Raw genomic sequence first — 20,628 nt, 5'->3', positions numbered from 1 at the left:
GACGTCCCGCCTGGACGGTGCCGCTCACGGTTCCGAAATGCGTCCGGGTGCTGCGACTCATCGCCTCCGCATCTCCTGATGGGCCACCAGACACTCCCATGGGAAGCGGGAGCACGTGTCGCCGTGCCCACCGGACTTCCCTTGCCTCTCTCCATCCTGCGTCGCGTGTCCGGCCGGTGTCGAGCCATGGGGATGTTGCTCCGGAAGAAAATCGCCGACGCGCGTCAATGATCTCTGATCAAACAGACCGAGCAATATTTGCTGGTTCAACACAGCGTGGAGATCGGAGGCCTCGAGGGACCGTTTCGGGGTGCACATCCTGCGGCATCGACGCCCGTTGCCGGCGGGCGCGCCGGGGCGTTGTCGCAAATGATCCAGATGCAGCGGTCACGACACGGCGAGACGATGAAAATGCCGCTCGTCGAAGGCGGGCCGTCTTCGGGCCCGCAGTCGTTCGCGCCGGCCGGCGTCGTCGACGGCCTGGACTGCCAGTCCGGCGATGCCTCTCACCACCCCTCCCGAGGCAAACCATCAAGGAACCGACCATGACCATCAAGGGAATCGACGTGTCGTCATTCCAGCCGGAGAAGTACAAGACATCCGGCAGCGATTTCGTATTCATCAAGATAACGGAATCGACCACCTATACCAACCCCAAGTGGGTGGCCCAGCGAAAAACCGCACGAGACGCCGGATTGGTTACCGGCTTCTACCATTTCGCGCGTCCGGGGTCAGTCAGTGCCCAGGTCGACTTCTTCCTCTCGAAAATCAACCTGGTCGATGGCGATATTCTCATCCTCGACTGGGAGGACCGGAGCGTCTCGAATGAATGGAAGGACTCCTGGATCAAACAGGTGAGGCAGCGCACCCCCGGCCACAAGACGCTCCTCTACTGCAACCTGGATTTCTGGAAGCACCGTGACACCACGTCCTTCGCCGGGGACGGACTGTGGATAGCCGAGTACAACGGCAAGCCGGGCAAGCCCGATATCCAGGCCCCTTGGCTGTTCCACCAGTACACCGACCAGCCCATCGACACGAGCATCGGAAACTTCAACAGCAAGGCGGAACTGCGCACTTGGTCCCGCCCCCTCATCCCGGCCTAGGACTGGCTCTCCGCCCCGTCGGGTGCCATCGGCCCCGCCGGTGCAAGGCGGGTACCTCTGCGCGGCAGTCAGGTCAGTTCCCGCTCGACCCGGTGCAGGTAGCTGAAGTCGTGCTCCTTGTGCGCGGCGGTCAGTGGGCGGACTTCGCGGGTTGCGACGTTGAGTGCGTAGCCGCCGATCGCGCCGAGGATCCAGTTCGCGTCAGGGGTGAGCAGGGCACCGGTGGCCGCTGCCGCCACGGACACCGTCACCGAGATGCCCCTGCTCAGCCATGCCATCCGGCTGTTCCGTACCGCAGCGAGATAGTCCTCGGACGCCTGGGTCAGCTCCCGTCGCAGCTGTGCCAGGACATCGGCCGGTTGGTCGTAGTCGCGGCGCAGGTCACCGAGCATGCGGTGGAGGGCACGCATCAGGCGCACGCGCTCGTCGGCGTACCGCTCCCGGAAGGCCAGCACCTCGGATGTCGGGGTGTCAGGAGCGGGAACGGGCAGCAGTCTTCCGAGCTCCATCTCCCATGCGGGGACGCCGCGTCCGGGTGCTGCTGCGCGCAGGCCCAGCTCGTAGCCGGGGGCGTGGTCGGTGTAGGGGACGTAGGCCCTGTCGTAGTGGTGACCGGCCTCGGCGGCGAACTCTCGGGCGAGGGCGCCGGTGATCAGGAGCAAGACTTCTCGGGGCACCGGGATGCGGGCCCGCGCTGGGTCCGTCGGCCGAGTCAGTCCGAGGCTGAGGAGCAGTCGTTCCAGTCGGAGCCCTCCGATCTTCGGGCGGTAGAGGAAGACGTCCGGCTCGGAGGACAGCCCGGGGCAGTCCGGGCCGGTGGCGAGTCGGCGCAGTTCTGTGGCTAGGACGCGGAACGAGTCGTTCCCGCCGCTGTCCGCGAGCCCCAGGAGACGACGGGTGTGCTCCGGGGATGACAGGAGAGGCGTATAGAGCCCGAGCTCCTTGAGATCCTTCAACTCGCGGGAGCCCAACTCCTCGTAGACGGCGCGTCCGCCCACCACGGTCGCGATGCCGTCCCAGTACAGGAGCGCCTGGTGGATCACCTCCGTGGGCGGCGTGACCCGGGGGTAATAGAGCAGAATTGCCACGTGGTTCCTCCCTGGCAGGACTCAGCGTGCCGGCAGCCTTTCGCCGCCGTGGGGGACCGGCCGATTTTTGGCCGGGTGAACGGGAACTGACAGTGAGTCAGGCAGGCCGGACCTGGACGAGGTAGTGCTCGGCGATCGGCTCGTCGTCGTCCTGGACACCGTCGGGATCGACGGTCCGGCCGCGGGCGTGGACGCGCATCCGGTAGCTGCCGGGACCGTTGAAGGCGAGGTTGACCTCGTAGGCGGCCAGGTCGTCGGATTCCTCGCCGGGGCCCATGCACGCGACAGATGGGCAGTGCCCATGGGGGAGGTGTAGCCCAGCTCGGCGATGTCCTCCCATTCCTGGCCCCGGTCCCGCTCCAACGGCGTGGGCGACAGGTGGAAGGAGATCATCGCGGTTCCCATGCCGATGCCCGCACTGACGAAGACGTGGTTCTTCCCGCCGGCGGCCAGCCCGTCATGGAGCGCTGCGTTGACGGAGCGGGTCGCCAAGTAGTCGGTGTCACCGTCTTCGAGGAGGTAGAACTGCCCCTCCGCCACAGTGAACTTGTAAGGGCCGGGAGGTGGCGTCACCCGCTCATCCTAGGACGCACCGGTCACCCCTTCCTTCCGTACGGCGCAACGCCGCTCCGGGCACGGTGCCCGAAGCGGCGTCCACGTCGACCGCGGCGGGTCGCGACGAGCCCTTCCGGCACGTCACGCTCCCCGGCTACTTGATGATGGAGTAGTACGCGTCACCGGGCAGCAGGCGGTTGGCGTTGTAGAACTTGTTGAGCTGTGTGCCGCCCTTGCGGTTGTGGTCGGTGTCGATCATCTTGCGGCTGGGTCAGGCCGATGACGCCGCCGCCCTCTTGGGCAGAGGCGTACGGGTACTCGTCGCACTGCCTGCCCCTGGGGCGGGGCAGGCGGCTCGGGCAGGTCTTCCGACGGTTCGCCTTCGCCTGCGCGGGGGGCGCGCGGTGCAGCGGCTTGGCGTATCCGGGCTGGCCCAGCAGGGTCCGTTCGGCCTGGTAGACGTGCTTGGCCATGGCGCCCCACTGGGGGTTGGCGCGGCTGATGGAGAGGTTCGGCACGATCGAGGGGTAGACGCAGCCGCGCCTACCGCTGTTGGTGACCTGCTCGGAGTCGCAGCGCACGGTGCGCATCGCCGGGAGGGAGCCGGTGGAGGGGAGGTAACCGGGGGCGGTGGAGGTGACGATCAGGACCGGCTTGTGGTGGGTGATGCTGTTGTCGCGGCTGCTGATGGCGAAGGGCCGATGTTGAGCGAAATTGTCCTTTTGGACGCTGTCTTCCAGGACATGTCCGAGGGGCATCGTCCGACAGGGAGGGGCGGTCGATGGAGGGCAGGGCCGGCGTGGGCCTCAGTGTGTGGCGGTGGTGTCGGTGGGCGGGTGGGGCATGCGTGCGTCGTGGGCCGTGGCGGGGCGGACGGTGCGGCCGCCGGACCGTTCAGCGGGAGCCGTCGGGCCCCACCGACGGCAGATAGCGCGGTGCTCGCCAGGCGTGCAGCCGGTGCTCCACCGCGGCCCCCAACGACAGCAGCCTGGCGTCCTGGTGGTCACCGGCCATCAGGAGCAGGCCCACCGGCAGCTCGTCGACGAACCCGGCGGGCACCGACAAGGACGGGTAGCCGGCCACGGCCGCCGGGGTCGAGGACGGGATCACGTCGTTGTCGCCGCGCACGCAGTCGGTCGTCCAGGCGGGCGGATTGGTCGGCGAGGCGATGGCGTCCAGATGGTGGGCGGCCATCGTCTCGTCCAGGGAACGCCGGGCCAGGTCCGTCAACTCGGCACGCCTGGCCCGGTATTCCGGGTCGGTGGTGGGTGGCGCGGCCAGGGCCCGCTCGAACAGCTCCTGGCCGGCGAAGCAGGTCCGCTCCGCCCGGTGGGCGCGGTTGAACGCGATCAGCTCGGCGAGGTCCCGCGGGCCGTCGCGGGTGGCGAGGTAGGCGTCGATGTCACGGTGGAACTCGCTGAACAGCGCGGGGAATTCGAGGTCGGCGAGGCGCTTCTGGTACGGGGGTGTCACCTCGACGACCTCTGCCCCCGCGCTGCGCAGTCGCTGCGCGGTACGGGTCATCAGGGCGTCCACCTCCGGCCCGAGCGAGGGCAGGCGCCACAGGCCGATCCGTTTGCCGTGCAGGCCGCTGGAGCGCGTCGGCCCGTCCGGGAGGCCGACGGGGCCGCCGGGGCGTGCGGTGCCGTTCCCGCTGAGCACCGCGAGGGTGAGCGCGGTGTCGATCACGTTGCGCGCCATGGGACCCGCGGTGTCCTGCTCGGCGGAGATCGGGACCACTCCGGCTCGGCCGACGAGGCCGAGGCTGGGCTTGTGACCGACCACCCCGTTCATCCCGGCCGGGCAGACGATCGAGCCGTCCGTCTCGGTGCCGATCGCCACCTGCGCCAACGACGCGGCGAGCGCGGCGGCCGAACCGGCGGAGGACCCGCACGGATTCCGGTCCAGTACGTAGGGGTTGTTGGTCTGCCCGCCCACCGCCGACCACCCCGATGTCGGCTTCGCCGCACGGAAGTTCGCCCACTCGGACAGGTTGGTCTTGCCGAGGACCACCGCCCCCGCGTCCCGCAGCCGGGTCACCAGGGCGGCGTCGAGGCGTGGCGGACGGCCGGCCAGCGCCAGCGACCCGGCCGTCGTGGGCATGTCGCGGGTGTCGACGTTGTCCTTGAGCAGGACGGGGATGCCGTCGAGCGGGCCACGGGCGGCGCCGTGCCGATGCCTGGCGTCACTGGCGGCCGCTTGGCGCAGGGCGCTCGGGTCGGTGCGCAGCACTGCGTTGATCCTCGGGTTGATGGCCCGGATCCGCCGGAGGTAGGCGGTGGTCAGCGCCGACGAGGTCAGGGAACCGTCCGACATGCGCGCCTGGAGTTCCGGGATCGTCACCGTGTCGAGATCGACTCCCGGGGGCAGTCCGGCGGGCTTCGGTGGACTCCCGATGCCGATGCCGATGCCGATGCCGGTGCCCGTGTCGGTGTCGGCGGCTTCCGCACGCGGATGCGGTGCGCCGGCACACAGGGAGCCCGCGGCCAGGGCGGCGATCAGCGTGGCGATGCTCCGCTTCCTCATACTCCGCATGAGGGCCAGCGGACTACAGGCCGGCGGCCCGACGCAAGGCCCTTTCGCGCCGCCGTCCCGCGTGGTCGGAGGGACCGGGCATCGTGTCCCGTCCGGACAAACACTCGGTCGCCCCGGGGAACGACGACTGCGGGCGGATCCCCGTCGACGTCGTCCACTCCAGCACCGGATCCCCGCCCCAGCAGTTGACCCACCAGGGACTCGACCTGCTCAGCGGTAGGGGTTGTGCGTCGATGCCAGGCAGTCGGATCGCCGCACTGTATGAGGGCTACGGACTACAGGCGGACGGCCTCCCCGCCGCCGTCGTGGTGCGCGGCCGACGCCTACAGATCGAGAACGCCTCCGTCTACACCGACCTGACCCGCAACCCGCTCCGTGTACCGCGGTCGATCTACTTCGCCGTACCGTACGGCGCTGCTCTGCACGACCACGCAACGGTGCTCGGAGCGCCGGGCCTTCCGGGGGCGTTCCGGCTGGACCACGACACTCTATGGCCGGTCGGCGCCCTGCAACCGGTGTCGGACAACCACTCGTCGATCACCATGGTGGACCGTGCGAGCTGGCTGTCGCACCCGCGTGGCCCCGACCTGAACTACCTCCGGTAGACGCCGTCTTGGGGTGCGGTCCGCGGATCAGCCCTTTGTCCGGCCGGTGTCCCGCTCGATGATGGCCCGGGTCGGGCAGCGCGTGCGGCCCGCCACCCGGGGAGTCCCGGTCGTCCTCAGTCGGCGCGGCCGGTCGCGGCCACCGTCACACCCAGGCCGATCATGGCAAGGCCGCCCGCTCCGCCCGCCATCGACAGCCGGCGGTCCGAGCGGGCGAACCAAGAGCGGGCCGCCGCGGCGCCCAGCCCCCAGAGGGTGTCCGTGATCAGTCCGATGGCGACCGGGACCAGGCCCAACACCATCATCTGGAGGGGGACACGCCCCGCGGAGTGGTCGACGAACTGCGGGAGCACCGCCGCGAAGAAGACGATGCCCTTCGGGTTGGTGACGCCGACGACAATGCCGTCCAGGATCGTGCGCAGATCGCCGCGGCGCTCACCCGCCGGGCTGTCCATGACCGCCGCGCGCATCTCCTTGCGGTGCCGGAAGGCCTGCACGCCCAGGTAGACGAGGTACACCGCCCCGGCCAGCTTCACGCCCGTGAACACCGCCGCCGAACTCTCCACCAGCGCGCCGAGTCCCCACGCCACGGCGATGACCACGACGTAGGAGCCGACCAGGTTGCCGAGGACCGTCGCGAGCGCGGTGCGGCGGCCGTGGGCGAGGGCCCTGCCGATGACGAACAGTACGCTCGGCCCTGGAATCACGATCACCAGCAGCGACATCGCCGCAAACGCGAGAATGCTCTCCGTGGACACCATGTGCCCGTCACCTCCTGGATGTGCCGTTCAGGGGCCATACAAACAGACGTCGGGCCGTCCGCTCCAGGGCCATCCAGATGCCGAAACCGCCGGACGGTGTCCCCTCCCGCGGTTGACGGGTGTCCGTGCGGGTGACGTGTTGGCGGAACATTGAAAGGGGAATGAGGCACGGATGAGAAAACGACGCAGCGCTGCGGCTGCTGGTCGCCGCCCCGGTCGTCGCCGTCGTCACCACCGGCTGCTCGGTCCTGGTGACCGCCGCGGTGGTACGCCTCCTCGGCCGCGGCATCACTCCTGGACTGCACCCGGCGGGCGGTGGCGTGGCCTGGCGGGCCTGGCTGGTCACCCGTCTCCTGGACGGCGCCCGCGGCAGCCTCTTCCCGATCTACGCCAGCCTCGCCACCCCGCGGTGGCTGAGGTTGCTCGGGGCCGAGGTCGGCCGGCACGCCGAGATCTCCACCGTGCTGCCGCTGCCGTCCCTGCTGCACGTGGAGGACGGCGCCTTCCTCGCCGACGACACCCTCGTCGCCCCCTTCGAACTCCGCGGCGGATGGCTGCGGTTGGGGACGGTACGGATCGGCCGCCGGGCGTTCGTCGGCAACTCCGGCATCGTCGCCCCCGGTCATGACGTCCCGGACCACAGCCTGGTCGGCGTGCTCTCCAACGCCCCCGCACAGGGCGAGCCCGGCACGTCCTGGCTCGGCCGGCCCGCCATGCCGCTGCCCCGCGTCGCCGCCCGGACCGACCCCGCGCGCACCTTCGCCCCGCCGCGCCGCCTGGTCCTGGCCAGAGCCGCCGTCGAACTCTGCCGCGTCCTGCCGTTGATGTGCGGGGTGGCGCTCGCCGAGGCCATCCTGCTGACCGAACAGGACGCCCTCGACGTCGGCGGTCTCGGCCTCGCGGCGCTGGTCGGCGCGCCGCTGCTGCTGGCCGCCGGACTCACCGCACTGCTCACCACCACCGCGGCGAAATGGCTGCTGGTCGGCCGCTTCACCCCCGGAGAGCACCCGCTGTGGTCCGCGTTCGTCTGGCGCAACGAGCTCTACGACACCTTCGTCGAATCCCTCGCCGTCCCGTCGATGGCCGGCGCCTTCACCGGCACCCCGGTGCTCAACTGGTGGCTGCGCAGCCTCGGTGCCAGGATCGGCCGCGGCGTCTGGCTGGAGAGCTACTGGCTGCCGGAGACCGACCTGGTCACCGTCGGCGACGGCGTCAGCGTCAACCGCGGCTGTGTCCTCCAGACCCATCTGTTCCACGACCGGATCATGCGCCTGGACACCGTCCGTCTCGCCGAAGGATCCTCTCTGGGGCCGCACGGCATCGTGCTGCCCGGGACCGACATCGGGGCGCGGGCCTCGATCGCGCCGTCCTCCCTGGTCATGCGCGGCGAAAGCGTGCCCGCGCACACCCGGTGGGCCGGCAACCCGATCGCCGGCGAACGCCCGGCCCACCCCGCCACGACCCGCATGGAAGGCGGTGCAGTCGCGTGACCCGATGCAGCCGGCGCGCCCTCATCAGGGGCGCCGCCCTGCTCCCGCTCGCCGCGACGGCCGCGGACGCCCTCGCCGAGCCGCTCGCCGCCCGCTACTTCCCGCGCCACGGCACCTACGCCCACAGCACCGTCTCCTACGACCTACGACTGGCCTACCACCCGGCCAGGGCCGGTCTCGACGGGCGGGCCCGCATCGAGGCGGTGGCCAACCAGCGCCTGGACCGGGTGGAACTCGACCTCTCCCAGCTCACCGCGCACACCGCCCGGATCGACGGGACCCGGGTGCGCACCCGTCAGCTGAACGGCAAGCTGTACCTGGGCACCCCGCGCCCGCTGCCCACCGGCGCGCGCTTCACCATGGAGATCGACTACCGTGGCCGGCCGCGGCCGGTCCGCTCCCCGTTCGGTCAGATCGGTTGGGACCTCACCGGAGACCCGCACGACGGCACCATGGTCGCCTCCCAACCCACCGGCGCCCCCTCGTGGTTCCCCTGTAACGACCGCCCGGACGACAAGGCGGCCTACACCTTCCGGGTCAGCGTCCCGCAAGGCCACCACGCCGTGGCCAACGGCACCCTGCTGGAGAGTGGCCGCACCGGCCGGCGCACCTGCTGGACGTACCACCATCCCGGTCCCATGGCCCCCTACCTCGCGGCGCTCTACACCGGCCGCTTCCACCACGACCACGGCACCGCCCTACTCGGTCCGGACCACCCGCCGATCGCCCTGCACAACGCGTACCCGGCACGGATGGCGAAGGACGCGGCACACGACCTGGCCCGGCAGCCGGAGATGCTCCGGGCGTTCAGCGGCCACTTCGGGCGCTACCCCTTCGAGGCGTACGGCGCGGTGGTCGTCGACGCCGAACTCGGCGCCCCGGTCGAGAACCAGACACGGTCGGTCTTCGGCAGCAACCACATCGACGGGCAGCGTGGTGCGGAGACCCTGGTGGCCCACGAGATCGCCCACCACTGGTACGGCAACAGCGTCAGCCTGCGCGACTGGCGCGACATCTGGCTCAACGAGGGCTTCGCCACCTACGCCGAGTGGCTGTGGTCCGAGCACATCGGAGAGGACACCGCCGAGGAGATCGCCCGCGCCGAATGGCGCTCACTGCGCGACCGCCCCCAGGACCTGCGGATCGCCGACCCCGGCCAGCGCCGGATCTTCGACGACCGGGTCTATGTCCGCGGTGCCTGCACCCTGCACGCCGTGCGCCGGACCATCGGGGACAGCCGGTTCTTCGCCCTGCTCCGAGGCTGGCACGACGCCCACCGCCACGCCGACGCCGACACCGCGGCGTTCCTGGCCCACGCCGAACGCCACGCCGGCCACCAGGTCCGACCGCTGCTGAACTCCTGGCTCTACGAGAAGCCGCTGCCCCGCCTGGTCGCCTGACCACGCGGCGTTCCGGTGCGACTAGGTATCCGTACTCATGCGGCCCGCCCTCGCGTGGTACCACCATGGCAGCATGGCCAACTCCCTGCCACGCACGGGCACTTCCCCGGCTGGCGGATCCTCACGGCCGGTGTGATCGGCGCCAACATCGGCGCGGGCGTGGCCATCTGGTTCGGCGGGCCGTTGGTGGGCGCACTGCTGTGCGCGGCGGTCGCCCGCGGGCTGTGGCTGCGACGCGGGATGCCACGGAAGACGGCCGCCACTCCCCACGGGACTGCCTGACCATCCCGGTGCCGCGACCGGCGACACCTCACGTCACTGGGCCGCCAGCATCCGCGCCGCCCGAACCAGCAAGGGTACGGGCGGTGCGGACGTGTCCTGGCGCCAGACGAGTTCGAGGTCGAAGCCCGGCAGGTCGTCGCTGACCCGCAGGGCGACGGTGCCGGCCGGCAGGTGGCGGGCCAGGGCCTGCGGGACGGCGGCGAAGGCGCGCTCGTCCAGGACGAGGTGCCGAAAGCCCGGTACCGGCTCCTCCTCCACCGGGAAGTGTTCGCCGGTACTGCGGAGGGCGGCGAGGACCGCGTCGTGGAAGGCGGGTGCGATGTCGCGTCGGATGACCCGCAGGGTGTCGCTGCGCAGCTCGCGCAGTGACAACTCGGTCCGGCCGGCGAGTCGGTGGCCGGTGGCGACGACCACGACGAGGCCCTCCCGTACGAGCGTGAGGCGCGCCAGGTCCGGCCGGTGCGGGAGGCTGCGGGAGAGCGCGGCGTCGATCTCGTCGTGTTCGAGAGCGGCGGTGAGGTCGGCCGACCACATCTCGCGGGTCTCGACGCGGACGCCGGGATGGCGGGCCCCCATGGCGGACAGCAGGGTGGGCACGGCCCAGTAGGCGGCGCTGGTGACATAGCCGAGCCGGAGCGTGCCGGCCGTGCCGTGCGCGGTGCGCACGGTCCGCTCCACGAGGGCGTCGGCTTCGGCGAGGAGGGCGCGGGCTCCCTCGACGAAGACCTTGCCCGGCTCGGTGAGACGCGTGGGACGGCGTTCGAAGAGCCGTACTCCCAGCTCGCGTTCGAGGGCGGCGACCTGCCGGCTCAGCGGTGGCTGGGCCATGTGCAGCCGGTCGGCGGCCCTCTGGAACCCGCCTTCGTCGGCCACGGCCACCACGTACCGCATGAGTCGCAGATCGATCGTCATACCCGCAGGGTATCGGGAGGGTGCGCAACCGGTCTTGGTCAACGGCAGCCGGCGGGGACCAGAATCGAGGACGTCGGGCCGTCGCCCGAACTCCCCCCTTTCCCGAAGGACTTCACCATGCACACACGCGCCCTCGCCTCCCTCCGTGTCCCGGCCCTCGGTCTCGGCTGCATGGGGATGAGCGACTACTACGCCCCCGGAGACGAAGCCGGTTCCCTCGCCACGATCCGGCGGGCCCTGGACGTGGGCGTGACGTTCCTCGACACCGCCGACGCCTACGGCCCCTTCACCAACGAGGAACTGGTCGGCAAGGCGATCGCGGGCCGCCGGGACGACGTCGTCCTCGCCACCAAGTTCGGTGTCGAGCGCCGTCCCGACGGCACCCCGCTCGGTGTCAATGGACGGCCGGAGTACGTCCGGTCCGCGTGCGAGGCATCACTGCGACGACTGGGCGTCGACCACCTCGACCTCTACTACCAGCACCGCATCGACCCGGCCGTCCCCGTCGAGGAGACCTGGGGTGCGCTGGCCGAACTGGTCGCCGCCGGCAAGGTGCGCCACCTCGGCATCTCCGAAGCCTCCCCCGCGACGATCCGGCGGGCCCACGCGGTGCACCCGATCACCGCCGGCCAGTACGAGTACTCGATGTTCACCCGGGACATCGAGGACGAACACCTGCCGACGATGCGCGAGTTGGGCATCGGCCTCGTTGCGTACAGCCCCATCGGACGCGGCCTGCTGACCGGGACCCTCAGCCCGCAGGCCTACGGCGAGCGGGACTTCCGCCGCACCGCGCCCCGGTTCCAGGGGGAGAACCTCGCCCTGAACCTCGCGCTCGTCGGGCGCGTACGCGCGCTGGCGGAGGCCAAGGGCGTCACGGCGGCGCAGCTCGCCCTCGCCTGGGTGCTGGCCCAAGGCCCGGACGTCACGGCCGTGCCCGGAACCAAGCGCGTCCGCTACCTGGAGGAGAACGCGGCCGCGGCTGACGTCACACTCACCCCGGGCGAGCTGGCGGCCCTCGACGAGGCCGTGCCGCGCGGCGCGGTGGCGGGCGAGCGCTACGACGCGGCCCGGCTGGCGCAGGTCGACCTGTGACCGGACAGGTCGCCGGGCCGCGTCCGCTTCTCCCGGCTGCCGGATACGCCGCCGGGCCGCGTCCGCTTCTCCCGGTCGCCGGATACGCCGCCGTCACACTTCTCCACGCCGATCCGTCAGAGCAGTGACCGCAACGTGAAAGCCCGAAGGGAGACGGAGATGGAAGCGCGTTCGATCACTGCGGAGGTGCCGGTGGGGCCGCGGATGCCCGAGGACCCCCAGGAGCTCGTCCCCGAGCTGGCGGAGGTGTCCGCGGCGTTGTTCAAGGCGACCGGCAACCGCTCGGTACCGCGGTCGACGATCAGCCTGGTCCAGCTGCGTGCCGGCCAGATCGTCGGCAACACCTACCTGACCGTGCTGCACACCGGATTCCTGCGCAAGGCGGGGGAGTCCGAGGAGCGGATCACCGCGGTGGCGTCGTGGCAGGACGCGCCGTACTTCACCGCCGCCGAGCGTGCCGCGCTGGCTCTGGTGGAAGCGGTGCTCCAGCCGTCGGCACACGGTGAGCGGGTGTCCGACGAGCTGTACGCCCGAGTGGCCGAGCACTACGACGACAAGGCGCTCGCCACCCTGACCATCGCGATCGGGCAGGTCAACTTCTTCATCGCGGTGGCCCTGATCGCCAAGCCGGTCCCCGGAAAGTCGTTCTCCGAACCGTGGAAGTAGAACCACCGTAGCAAGGCGCGGAGTTCGGGTCCCCGACCGGGACCCGGACCCCGCGCCCATCGGTGCCTGGACGGGGTCGGTGTTCAACGGGCGGTAATGGGGAGGGAAAAGTGCTGTCATGTCCATTCAACGCGCGTAGCGGTGGGCACGACTCGTGCGGTTTCCTCGACGTGAGTCTCTCAACCCCCCACATTCCAGGAGACCCTGATGCATCGTGCTGCCCTGGGCGTGTCCGCCGCTGCCGTCATAGCCGTCGGCCTGACAGCCGCCCCCGCACTGGCCGATCCGCCGGCCCCGCCCTCGACGTCGACCGCCCGCGCCGAACTCGCCGCCCTGACGGTGGCCGCCCCGCACTCCATGGACGGCTACGCCCGTGACAAGTTCGACATCTGGTCCAAGCAACCCGACGGATGCACCACCCGCCAGGAGGTTCTCGCCCGCGACGGCAAGAACGTCCAGGACAAGCCGGGCAGTTGTCAGCCCGCCAGCGGCTCGTGGTACTCCGTCTACGACGACGCCACCGTCACCGACGTCGCCCAGGCGACCATCGACCACATGGTCCCGCTCGCCGAAGCCTGGCGTTCCGGCGCCGACACCTGGACCAACGACCAGCGCAAGGCCTTCGGCAACGACCTCAAGGACCCCCAGCTCCTGATCGCCTCGGAATCCTCCAACAGCTCCAAGAGCGACAGCGGGCCCGCCGACTGGAAGCCGACCAACCACACCTTCTGGTGCACCTACGCCAAGGACTACACCCACATCAAGTCCGTGTGGAAACTCACCACGACCGACAACGAGAAGAAGGCCCTGGCCTCGATGCTCGACACCTGCACCAGCTGACTCTCCCACCGCGACACCCCAGCACCCGTCCCAAGAACGGAAACCGGGCCCTGAGAACAGAGGTCGGGTCCTGAGATCGGAAACCGGGTCCGCGACGGCGACGCCACCTGTGTGAGCGCCTGACGATCACCGGTGGCGCGACGGCCCCCGCTCCCGCATCCCACGCGGGAGCGGGGGCCGCTGCTGCTGACAGGAAGTACATCACCGCGAAGTACATCACCGCGCAGAGCGGGACGGCGGGTAGCGGCGTCCGCTCCTCTCCGCAACTCGGCAGGGCCGCCGGAGTGCCTCTCGTGTGCTGGGCGGTCGCTCGACGTCTCCGGGATCGTCCCGTGGCGGGACCGGTGGTCCCCTGACCGCAGCCGGTCAACAGGCGATGAGCGTCCGAGGTCGGCAGGGTGGAGACATGAGCGACTCATCCCGGCCCCGTATCGTGGCGCCGCCGCCGGCACGTGGCGGCCGCCGCCGCGTTGCCCCCGTCCACTGCCGCCGGGCCCCCGCCAGGTCCTGGTCCGTGCTGTTTGTGTGGGGCTGAGATGGTCGGGGCGCCTGTCCGACGTCTGGGTGTCGGACTTCTGCATCATGCGGAGACCCTTCCCGCCCACGTGGCGTTGACGCTCGGGCAGCGCGAGTACACCTACCGGGAGGCCGCGGACACCGCGCGGCGGTGGGCGGGTTCGCTCGTCGAGGCCGCCGGGTCCCGGCCGGGACGGGTCGGTGTGCTGGCCACTCGCAGTGAGGCTGCCTACCTGGGGGTGGCCGCCGCGCTGTTCGCCGGGGCGGCCTTCGTCCCGCTGAACCGCGAGCTCCCGGTGCGGCGGACCCGGGCCATGCTGGAGCAGTCCGGCGTCGATGCGCTGATCGTCGACGGGGCGTCGCTGGGCCAGTTGCCTGATCTGCTCGACGGGTTGCCGCGCCGGCCAGCCGTGCTGCTCCCCGACAGCCTGCGCGCGAGCGTCCCCCCTCTCGGTGACGGCCCGGTCCTGGACGCGGCCGATCTGGCGGCAGCTGCCCCGCTCACGCCGTCGCGCGAGGCCGGCTGCGATGACGTGGCGTATCTGCTCTTCACGTCGGGCAGCACCGGTGAGCCCAAGGGAGTGCCCATCACCCACTCCAATGTCCGGTCCTTCCTCGAGGTGAACCAGCGGCGCTATCGGCTGACGCCCGAGGACCGGCTCACCCAGATCGGCGACCTGACCTTCGACCTGTCGGTCTTCGACCTCTTCATGGCCTGGGAGCACGGGGCGCGGGTCTGTGTGATGGATCCGCTGGAGGTGCCCGCGCCCTTCCCCTATCTGGAGCGCAACGGGATCACCGTGTGGTTCTCGGTGCCGTCGGTGGCCGCACTGCTGCGCAAGCAGGGTGTGCTCACACCCGGGTCCATGCCGACGCTGCGGTGGAGTCTGTTCTGCGGTGAGGCGTTGCCCAGGGCCACCGCCGAGGCCTGGCAGGCCGCTGCGCCCGGATCGATCGTGGAGAACCTGTACGGCCCGACCGAGCTGACCGTCGCCTGTTCGGTCCACCGGTGGGATCCACAGCGGAGTCCGGGACAGTGCGTGCACGACAATGTGCCGATCGGGCGGCCGTACCCCGGCCTGCACACGCTGATCGTGGACGAGGACCTGGCCGCGGTCGCGGACGGGGCCACCGGTGAGCTGTGTGTGGCCGGTCCGCAAACCACGCCCGGCTACTGGCGGGCGCCTGGCCTGACGGCTGAGCGCTTCTTCGCACGTGACGGTAGGACGTACTACCGCACGGGCGATCTGGTGCGCCTGCACCAGGGGCAGATGGTCTGCATCGGCCGCAACGATCAACAGGTCAAGGTCGAAGGTTACCGGATCGAGCTGGGTGAGATCGAAGCGGTGCTGCGGCGCTCCGGCGCGGTGGAGGCGGTGTGCCTGATGTGGCCGGACCCGGAGACGATCACCGCCGTGATGTCCGGGGTCACCGATCCGACCGTCGTGACCGCCGCGTCGATGGACCGTCTGCCGCCCTACATGGTGCCCACGTCGGTACACGCCGTCGAGACCATGCCGCTCAACGCCAACGGCAAGGTGGACCGCACGGCGCTGCGCCACTGGTTGGACGAGCAGGCGGCCCGCGTGTGACTCGCGCAAGGCGTGTGTACGACCCGGTGTTGCGTCCGCCGCTCGCCGTCCGCGCCGGCGGTACACCCGCGCCCACCACAGGTGTACCCCTAGACGACTACCGAATCCCCGCGCACCGCGTACCGCGCCACGCGGCAGCCGGGCGCCGCGTGTCCGCTGGTGTGGGTGTGGGCGTGGGTGTGCATGTGGGTGTGGACGTGGTCAGTGGCGCTGGTCAGGGCGTGATGCGCACAATGGCTTCGATTTCGACGGCGATGCCGAAGGGCAGGCTCATCATGCCGACGGCGGAGCGGGCATGGGAGCCGCATTCGAGCCCGAAGGCATCGGTGAGGAGGTCGGAGGCGCCCTCTGCGACCAGGTGCTGTTCCTGGAATTCGGGGGTGGACTGGACCATGACCAGGAGCTTGACGAATTCTCGGATGCGGTCGAGGTCGCCCAGTTCGGCCTGAAGGGCGGAGAGGATGTTCAGGGTGACCAGTCGGGCCGCTTCCTTGCCGTCGTTCACGGTGAAGTCCGCGCCCAGGCGGCCTCGGTACTTCACCGATCCGTCGGGGTTGAGCGGGCCGTGGCCGGAGACGAAGACGAGCTCGCCGACCGTCTTGGTCGGTATGTAGTTCGCGAGCTTGGGCAGTAACGGCGGCAGCGTCAGCCCGAGTTCCTCCAGGCGGCGTGTGACCTGTCCCATGGTTGTGCTCCTCATTCTTCGTTCGGTGTTGCGGATGCCACGGGTGTGGCAGGGGGCGACGGCGGTGTGCCGGAGCCGGTGGTGGGGCGGGCCGCGAGGGCCCGCAGACTGTGGAATGCGGCCAGCCCGGTCAGCGCGAAGGCCGCCACCAGGATCGCGAAGGACTCGATGGTGGGCGGGGTTTGGCTGACGAGCAGCGACGAGAAGCTGCCGCCGGCCATCTGGACCGCGCCGAGCAGGCCGGAGGCCGCTCCTGCCATGGTGGGGAAGGAGGTCACCCCGCCTGCCACGGACATCGGGAAGAGGAAGCCGTTGCCGATGGTCACCGCGGTCATCAGGATCAGCAGTGGCCACGGGGTGTGCGGATCGGTCAGTCCCACGGCGAGCAGCAGCAGGGCGCCCGTGGAGAAGATCAGATGGCCGCGGACGAGCAACCGGTCGACGGAGTGCCGTTTGACGAGGCGGCGGGAGACGAGGTTTCCCGAGATGTAGGCGACGGCGATGCTGATGTAGCAGTAGCCGTTGATCTCGGTGCTCATGCCCAGTCGCTGGAAGATGACCGGTGAGGCGACCAGGTAGCCGGTGTACACCGCGTACCCCATGCCGAGGTTGAGACCGTAGCTCCAGAATCTGGCGTTCAGCAGCAGCTTCCGGTAGTTGCCCACCGTGGTGCGCAGTCGCCGTGCCCGGCGCTCCGTGGGCAGTGACTCCGGCACCTTGAGGACGACGGCGAGCACGGTGAGCAGGGCGATCGCAGCCGTGAGGAAGAACGGGGCGCTCCACGACACGTACGTGGTCAGGTAGCCGCCCAACAGGGGGGAGACGGCCGGTGAGGCGCCGACCACCGGCATGATCGTGGTGAAGACCCGGGCCGCGGTCTGCTGCCCGTACAGATCGCCGACGATGGCGCGGGCCAGGACGAGGCCCGCGCCGGCGCCGAGCGCCTGGAGCAGCCGCGCCGTGCCGAAGACGGCGATGTCCGACGACAGCGCGCAGGCCAGCGAGGCCACGGCGTAGAGGGAGAAACCGCCGATGACGAGCCGTCGGCGTCCGACGGCGTCGGACCAGGGCCCGTAGATCAGTTGGGCCACCAGCAGTCCCACGAGGTAGGGGCTGAACGTGGCTTGGACCGACGAGACGGAGCTGCCGAGCGCGTGCGCGGTCTCTGCCAGTCCGGGGAGGTTGATGTCCGAGGACATCAGTCCGCCGACGCTCAAGGAGATGAGCACCGCGAGGAGTAACGGGGGGACCTTGGCTTCCGTGGTGTGCATGCCTGCCCTTCCGGACGCGGGTGCGCCGGCACCCGCCGCCCCGACGACGGCTCATGGCGATGGCCGGCGGTAGCTGAGCGATCGATGATGAATGCTAGTGATCGCCCGGGTACCGAGACAGCATCCTGTCGGACCATTCCCTCCGCCCCGTTGGGCTCCGAAGACTGGTCCGAACAGCGATGACCGCCGCCATCTCCTTCCTCGACCGCTCGGGTGCCGAGAGCATCCTGTCGGACCATTCCCCCCGCCCCGTTGGGCTCCCAGTAGTGGTCCAAAGAGCGACAACTACCGATATTTCCGTCCAGAGTGCCGCGCCGCTCGTAGCGTCGGCGACATGCGCGCTTTCATCGTTGATGCGTTTACCGACCGGCCGTTCGCCGGTAACCCCGCCGGAGTGTGCCTGCTGGAGGCGCCGGCCGACGCCGACTGGATGCAGCAGGTCGCTGCCGAACTCAACCTGTCGGAGACCGCGTTCGTGCACCCGGTGGACGAAGACACCTACGGGCTCCGGTGGTTCACGCCGACGGTGGAGGTCGACCTGTGCGGTCACGCCACCCTGGCCACCGCCCACGTCCTCTACCGGACCCGCGGCGCGGAGCAGGAGGAAACCCTCCGCTTCGAGACCCTCAGTGGTGTGCTGACCGCCCGCCGACATCGGCACAGCGGCATCACCCTGGACTTTCCGGCGGACCTGGCGACCGCCGACACCGCGCCGCAGCGGCTCGCCGAGGCGCTGGGCACCGAGCCGGTGTGGACCGGCCGGGCCAAGCACGACCTCCTGGTGGAACTGCCGAAGGCGGCAGCCGTGCAGGAGCTCTCCCCGGACCTGGTCGCGCTGGCGGAGTTCAGTGGCCGGGCGGTCATCGTGACGGCAGGCGCGGCCGACGGCGCCGATCACGACTTCGTCTCCCGGGTCTTCGCCCCCGCCGCCGGCATACCGGAGGATCCCGTCACCGGCGCCGCCCACTGCGTCCTTGCGCCTCACTGGGCCGGACGGCTGGGCCGCACCGAACTCAACGGGGTGCAACTCTCCCCACGCGGCGGGCGGGTGGGAGTCACACTGCGCGGTGACCGGGTCACGCTCCTGGGGCAGGCGGTGACCGTCTTCGAGGGCGAGCTGGCACCGTGAGGCGGCTGGCGTCATGCCGTGATTGACGCCATGTGGTGATTGACACCATTGGTGATTGATGCCGTGCTGTGGCGTGTGGACAGCCTGAAGCGTGGTGGGCAGGGGCCCACCACGCTTCAGGGGCGCTCTGCGGTCAGGGGCGGATCAGGACCTTGAGGGCCTCGCGCTCCGCCATGGCCTTGTAGCCGTCCGGGATGCCGTCGATGCCCACCGTGCGGTCGAAGACCGCGGAGGCGTCCAGCCGTCCGGACAGCACATCGGGCAACAGCTCCGGCACATAGGCCCGCGCCGGGGTCACCCCGCCGGCCAGGGTGACGTTACGGCGGTAGAACCGCCGTACGTCGACGCCGTCACCGTCCTGCGGCACCCCCACGTAGCCGACCGCGCCGCCGGGACGGGCCATGTCCAGCGCATCACGCAGCGCCGCCCCGGTCCCCACGCACTCCAACACCGCATGCGCGCCGTGCCCGCCGGTCAGCGCACGCACCCGCTCGACGGCCTCCGCGCCGCGCTCCTGGACCACCTCGACCGCGCCGTACCGGCGCGCCAGGTCCGTACGCCGGGCATGCCGCCCCAGCACGATGATGCGCTCCGCACCCAGCCGGGCGGAGGCCAGAACCGCACACAGCCCGACCGCGCCGTCGCCGACCACGGCGACGGTGGCACCGGGCCCGACTCGCGCGGCACGGGCGGCGTGGTGACCCGTGCACAGGACGTCGGACAGCGCCAACACCGCCGGCAGCCGCGGGTCATCGGGCTCCAGGTCGAGCGGCACCAAGGTGCCGTCCGCCAGCGGTACGCGCGCCGCCTCGCCCTGACCACCGTCCAGTTCCCCACCCCAGAACCCGCCGTTCAGACAGGAGCAGTGCAACCCCGCACGGCAGAACTCGCACGTCCCGTCGGACCACTTGAACGGCACGAGCACCAGATCGCCGCGTCGCACGGAGGTGACCTCCGTCCCGACATCCTCGACCACCCCGATGAACTCGTGGCCGAGCCTGACGCCCTGCGGTGTCGGCGCGAGCTTGCGGTACCGCCATAAGTCGCTGCCGCAGATCGCGGCGTGGGTGATCCGCACCACGGCATCGGTCTGCTGGACGATCCGGGCGTCGGGCACCTCCTTCACCTGGACGTCCCCTGCTCCGAACATCACTGCTGCCCGCACGGTCGAACTCCTGGAATCGCTTGACAAGGCCCTCGGCCCGGTATCGTTCGGGTGTCCCTTGCGACGCCTCCGCGTGGACGGTCCGACCGCGGCGCCGTAAACCGGCCGTGAGCACACCGGTCGACTCCTTCGGTACCAAGAGCTCCAAGAACTTCAAGAACTCCACGAGCCCGCCGGCCCGTCGTCGCCGCAGTCACGGCGGATGTCCTCGATGTTCGCTCCCGCCGCCAAAGCGTCGGCCGGCAGTCGGGCCACCTCACCCGCCCGGTCGCGCAGAACGCCCCGAACCCAGGAGTACCGTACGGCAGTTCCGCCGGGTGCGCCGGGGATCTCGCCATGTCCCGCACACCGCGCCGCACACCGCGCCGCGCAACGCGTGGCGCGGTGCCCTCGGGTTTCGGGAGCGTCTGGGCACCCGGCAGATGCGCCGAGCGGGGGACGTTACGGCTGCTCCTGCCACAGCACCGGGCAGAAGTCCGGGTCCGCGTAGTCGGGATGGCCGTCGGCCGTCTTCCGGACCAGTACGTCGTTGTTGTAGACGACCTGGTCGCCCGTGGAGATCCTGAACGGCCGCCACTGGTTGGTCCGGTCCTGGAGATGGAAGGAGATCGCGCGACGCGGACGGTTGCTGCGGTTCAGGCCGCTGCCGTGGTACGTGCGGCAGTGGTGGAAGCTGATGTGCCCCTTCGGAATGACGATGGGCACCTTGCGGACGGTTGCGTTGTTGAAGGCGGCGTTCTCCTCCAGCATCTCCTCCAGCTCCGACCGGTCGCGGTCGGCGAAATGCCTGGTGGTCGCGTCGTTGCCGCCGATCTCCTTCCAGCGGTGGCTGCCGTCGACCATCGTGATGGTGCCCATCTCCTCGTCACAGTCGTGGAAGGGGATGAAGGCGGTCAGCATCTCGTCGGAGGTGCAGGTCTGCCAGTAGTGGCGGT

At 70.4% G+C, this 20,628-nt stretch carries 21 protein-coding genes and 1 pseudogene; 11 read left to right on the top strand and 11 right to left on the bottom strand.

Annotated elements, in window-relative coordinates:
• Positions 1–387: 387 nt before the first annotated feature.
• Positions 388–510 carry a hypothetical protein gene (locus AB0C96_RS40165; RefSeq protein WP_362924905.1) on the bottom strand — a complete coding sequence of 41 codons (123 nt, stop codon included), beginning with the start codon at positions 508–510 and terminating at the stop codon, positions 388–390.
• A gap of 35 nt (positions 511–545) precedes the next feature.
• Between AB0C96_RS40165 and AB0C96_RS40160 the strand changes: the two genes are divergently transcribed.
• Entirely contained in the window at positions 546–1,106 is a 561-nt protein-coding gene (locus AB0C96_RS40160; RefSeq protein WP_362924904.1) for a glycoside hydrolase family 25 protein, read from the top strand.
• A 68-nt stretch (positions 1,107–1,174) separates the two neighbouring features.
• Here AB0C96_RS40160 and AB0C96_RS40155 read toward each other — a convergent pair whose 3' ends face one another.
• Together AB0C96_RS40155 and AB0C96_RS40150 are read right to left on the bottom strand one after the other, a co-directional pair.
• Positions 1,175–2,194 (bottom strand): DUF6236 family protein, encoded by a 1,020-nt coding sequence (locus AB0C96_RS40155; protein ID WP_362924902.1) that lies wholly within the window; start codon positions 2,192–2,194, stop codon positions 1,175–1,177.
• A gap of 97 nt (positions 2,195–2,291) precedes the next feature.
• The gene (locus tag AB0C96_RS40150; protein ID WP_362924900.1) at positions 2,292–2,471 is read right to left on the bottom strand and encodes a hypothetical protein; all 180 of its coding nucleotides are present in this window, start codon (positions 2,469–2,471) and stop codon (positions 2,292–2,294) included.
• Positions 2,472–2,522: 51 nt separating this feature from the next.
• Here AB0C96_RS40150 and AB0C96_RS40145 point away from each other — a divergent pair, with 51 nt between their 5' ends.
• Positions 2,523–2,690, top strand: a complete 168-nt coding sequence (locus tag AB0C96_RS40145) for a hypothetical protein (protein WP_362924899.1) — start codon at positions 2,523–2,525, stop codon at positions 2,688–2,690.
• Positions 2,691–2,928: 238 nt separating this feature from the next.
• Here AB0C96_RS40145 and AB0C96_RS40140 read toward each other — a convergent pair whose 3' ends face one another.
• Positions 2,929–3,507 carry a hypothetical protein gene (locus tag AB0C96_RS40140; RefSeq protein WP_362924897.1) on the bottom strand — a complete coding sequence of 193 codons (579 nt, stop codon included), beginning with the start codon at positions 3,505–3,507 and terminating at the stop codon, positions 2,929–2,931.
• Positions 3,508–3,643: 136 nt separating this feature from the next.
• The gene (locus tag AB0C96_RS40135) at positions 3,644–5,275 is read right to left on the bottom strand and encodes an amidase (RefSeq protein ID WP_362924895.1); all 1,632 of its coding nucleotides are present in this window, start codon (positions 5,273–5,275) and stop codon (positions 3,644–3,646) included.
• Between the two features lie 92 nt (positions 5,276–5,367).
• Between AB0C96_RS40135 and AB0C96_RS40130 the strand changes: the two genes are divergently transcribed.
• Positions 5,368–5,889, top strand: coding sequence for a hypothetical protein (locus AB0C96_RS40130; protein WP_362924893.1), 522 nt, complete (start codon positions 5,368–5,370; stop codon positions 5,887–5,889).
• A 116-nt stretch (positions 5,890–6,005) separates the two neighbouring features.
• Here the strand turns inward: AB0C96_RS40130 and AB0C96_RS40125 are convergent, their stop codons facing one another.
• A complete protein-coding gene (locus AB0C96_RS40125; protein ID WP_362924891.1) occupies positions 6,006–6,650 on the bottom strand; it encodes a LysE family translocator in 645 nt (214 codons plus the stop codon).
• A 191-nt stretch (positions 6,651–6,841) separates the two neighbouring features.
• Between AB0C96_RS40125 and AB0C96_RS40120 the strand changes: the two are divergent.
• The 3 genes and pseudogenes from AB0C96_RS40120 to AB0C96_RS40110 all read left to right on the top strand — a co-directional run.
• Positions 6,842–8,140: pseudogene (locus AB0C96_RS40120) on the top strand (Pls/PosA family non-ribosomal peptide synthetase); the annotation flags it as partial.
• Positions 8,137–9,540 carry a M1 family metallopeptidase gene (locus tag AB0C96_RS40115; RefSeq protein WP_362924890.1) on the top strand — a complete coding sequence of 468 codons (1,404 nt, stop codon included), beginning with the start codon at positions 8,137–8,139 and terminating at the stop codon, positions 9,538–9,540. The pseudogene AB0C96_RS40120 and the gene AB0C96_RS40115, both read left to right, overlap by 4 nt.
• A gap of 132 nt (positions 9,541–9,672) precedes the next feature.
• Positions 9,673–9,822, top strand: coding sequence for a hypothetical protein (locus AB0C96_RS40110; RefSeq protein WP_362924889.1), 150 nt, complete (start codon positions 9,673–9,675; stop codon positions 9,820–9,822).
• 33 nt (positions 9,823–9,855) lie between these two features.
• Here the strand turns inward: AB0C96_RS40110 and AB0C96_RS40105 are convergent, their stop codons facing one another.
• Positions 9,856–10,734 (bottom strand): LysR family transcriptional regulator, encoded by an 879-nt coding sequence (locus AB0C96_RS40105; RefSeq protein ID WP_362924887.1) that lies wholly within the window; start codon positions 10,732–10,734, stop codon positions 9,856–9,858.
• A gap of 117 nt (positions 10,735–10,851) precedes the next feature.
• Between AB0C96_RS40105 and AB0C96_RS40100 the strand changes: the two genes are divergently transcribed.
• From AB0C96_RS40100 to AB0C96_RS40085, 4 genes are all read left to right on the top strand, one after another.
• Positions 10,852–11,829 carry an aldo/keto reductase gene (locus AB0C96_RS40100; RefSeq protein WP_362924885.1) on the top strand — a complete coding sequence of 326 codons (978 nt, stop codon included), beginning with the start codon at positions 10,852–10,854 and terminating at the stop codon, positions 11,827–11,829.
• A 159-nt stretch (positions 11,830–11,988) separates the two neighbouring features.
• Positions 11,989–12,495 (top strand): carboxymuconolactone decarboxylase family protein, encoded by a 507-nt coding sequence (locus AB0C96_RS40095; RefSeq protein WP_362924884.1) that lies wholly within the window; start codon positions 11,989–11,991, stop codon positions 12,493–12,495.
• A 207-nt stretch (positions 12,496–12,702) separates the two neighbouring features.
• Positions 12,703–13,335, top strand: coding sequence for a DUF1524 domain-containing protein (locus AB0C96_RS40090; RefSeq protein WP_362924882.1), 633 nt, complete (start codon positions 12,703–12,705; stop codon positions 13,333–13,335).
• Positions 13,336–13,871: 536 nt separating this feature from the next.
• Entirely contained in the window at positions 13,872–15,443 is a 1,572-nt protein-coding gene (locus AB0C96_RS40085) for an amino acid adenylation domain-containing protein (protein WP_362924880.1), read from the top strand.
• A 214-nt stretch (positions 15,444–15,657) separates the two neighbouring features.
• On the opposite strand, the gene AB0C96_RS40080 is transcribed toward AB0C96_RS40085, so the two are convergent.
• Both AB0C96_RS40080 and AB0C96_RS40075 read right to left on the bottom strand, forming a co-directional pair.
• The gene (locus AB0C96_RS40080) at positions 15,658–16,128 is read right to left on the bottom strand and encodes a RidA family protein (protein ID WP_362924879.1); all 471 of its coding nucleotides are present in this window, start codon (positions 16,126–16,128) and stop codon (positions 15,658–15,660) included.
• 11 nt (positions 16,129–16,139) lie between these two features.
• Positions 16,140–17,399: a multidrug effflux MFS transporter gene (locus AB0C96_RS40075; protein WP_362924877.1), complete on the bottom strand. Its 1,260-nt coding sequence runs from the start codon at positions 17,397–17,399 to the stop codon at positions 16,140–16,142.
• 334 nt (positions 17,400–17,733) lie between these two features.
• Between AB0C96_RS40075 and AB0C96_RS40070 the strand changes: the two genes are divergently transcribed.
• The gene (locus AB0C96_RS40070) at positions 17,734–18,528 is read left to right on the top strand and encodes a PhzF family phenazine biosynthesis protein (protein ID WP_362924875.1); all 795 of its coding nucleotides are present in this window, start codon (positions 17,734–17,736) and stop codon (positions 18,526–18,528) included.
• A 133-nt stretch (positions 18,529–18,661) separates the two neighbouring features.
• Here the strand turns inward: AB0C96_RS40070 and AB0C96_RS40065 are convergent, their stop codons facing one another.
• Both AB0C96_RS40065 and AB0C96_RS40060 read right to left on the bottom strand, forming a co-directional pair.
• On the bottom strand, positions 18,662–19,678 hold the full coding sequence (locus AB0C96_RS40065) for an alcohol dehydrogenase catalytic domain-containing protein (RefSeq protein ID WP_362924925.1): 1,017 nt from the start codon (positions 19,676–19,678) through the stop codon (positions 18,662–18,664).
• A 456-nt stretch (positions 19,679–20,134) separates the two neighbouring features.
• Positions 20,135–20,628: phytanoyl-CoA dioxygenase family protein (locus tag AB0C96_RS40060; RefSeq protein ID WP_362924873.1), on the bottom strand; the 494-nt coding region annotated here is incomplete at its 5' end.

The sequence above is a fragment of the Streptomyces sp. NPDC048506 genome (genome assembly GCF_040651315.1).
In the GTDB taxonomy this organism is placed as follows: Bacteria; Actinomycetota; Actinomycetes; order Streptomycetales; family Streptomycetaceae; genus Streptomyces.
Note: the sequence above shows the minus strand (reverse complement) of the source record. Positions and strands in the feature narration are given on the sequence as shown.

Coding starts and splice junctions, on each gene's coding strand:
- AB0C96_RS40160 (WP_362924904.1), top strand. CDS start 546: ATGACCATCAAGGGAATCGACGTGTCGTCATTCCAGCCGGAGAAGTAC.
- AB0C96_RS40150 (WP_362924900.1), bottom strand. CDS start 2,471: ATGGGCCCCGGCGAGGAATCCGACGACCTGGCCGCCTACGAGGTCAAC.
- AB0C96_RS40145 (WP_362924899.1), top strand. CDS start 2,523: ATGTCCTCCCATTCCTGGCCCCGGTCCCGCTCCAACGGCGTGGGCGAC.
- AB0C96_RS40140 (WP_362924897.1), bottom strand. CDS start 3,507: ATGCCCCTCGGACATGTCCTGGAAGACAGCGTCCAAAAGGACAATTTC.
- AB0C96_RS40135 (WP_362924895.1), bottom strand. CDS start 5,275: ATGAGGAAGCGGAGCATCGCCACGCTGATCGCCGCCCTGGCCGCGGGC.
- AB0C96_RS40125 (WP_362924891.1), bottom strand. CDS start 6,650: ATGGTGTCCACGGAGAGCATTCTCGCGTTTGCGGCGATGTCGCTGCTG.
- AB0C96_RS40105 (WP_362924887.1), bottom strand. CDS start 10,734: ATGACGATCGATCTGCGACTCATGCGGTACGTGGTGGCCGTGGCCGAC.
- AB0C96_RS40100 (WP_362924885.1), top strand. CDS start 10,852: ATGCACACACGCGCCCTCGCCTCCCTCCGTGTCCCGGCCCTCGGTCTC.
- AB0C96_RS40095 (WP_362924884.1), top strand. CDS start 11,989: ATGGAAGCGCGTTCGATCACTGCGGAGGTGCCGGTGGGGCCGCGGATG.
- AB0C96_RS40090 (WP_362924882.1), top strand. CDS start 12,703: ATGCATCGTGCTGCCCTGGGCGTGTCCGCCGCTGCCGTCATAGCCGTC.
- AB0C96_RS40085 (WP_362924880.1), top strand. CDS start 13,872: ATGGTCGGGGCGCCTGTCCGACGTCTGGGTGTCGGACTTCTGCATCAT.
- AB0C96_RS40080 (WP_362924879.1), bottom strand. CDS start 16,128: ATGGGACAGGTCACACGCCGCCTGGAGGAACTCGGGCTGACGCTGCCG.
- AB0C96_RS40075 (WP_362924877.1), bottom strand. CDS start 17,399: ATGCACACCACGGAAGCCAAGGTCCCCCCGTTACTCCTCGCGGTGCTC.
- AB0C96_RS40070 (WP_362924875.1), top strand. CDS start 17,734: ATGCGCGCTTTCATCGTTGATGCGTTTACCGACCGGCCGTTCGCCGGT.
- AB0C96_RS40065 (WP_362924925.1), bottom strand. CDS start 19,678: ATGTTCGGAGCAGGGGACGTCCAGGTGAAGGAGGTGCCCGACGCCCGG.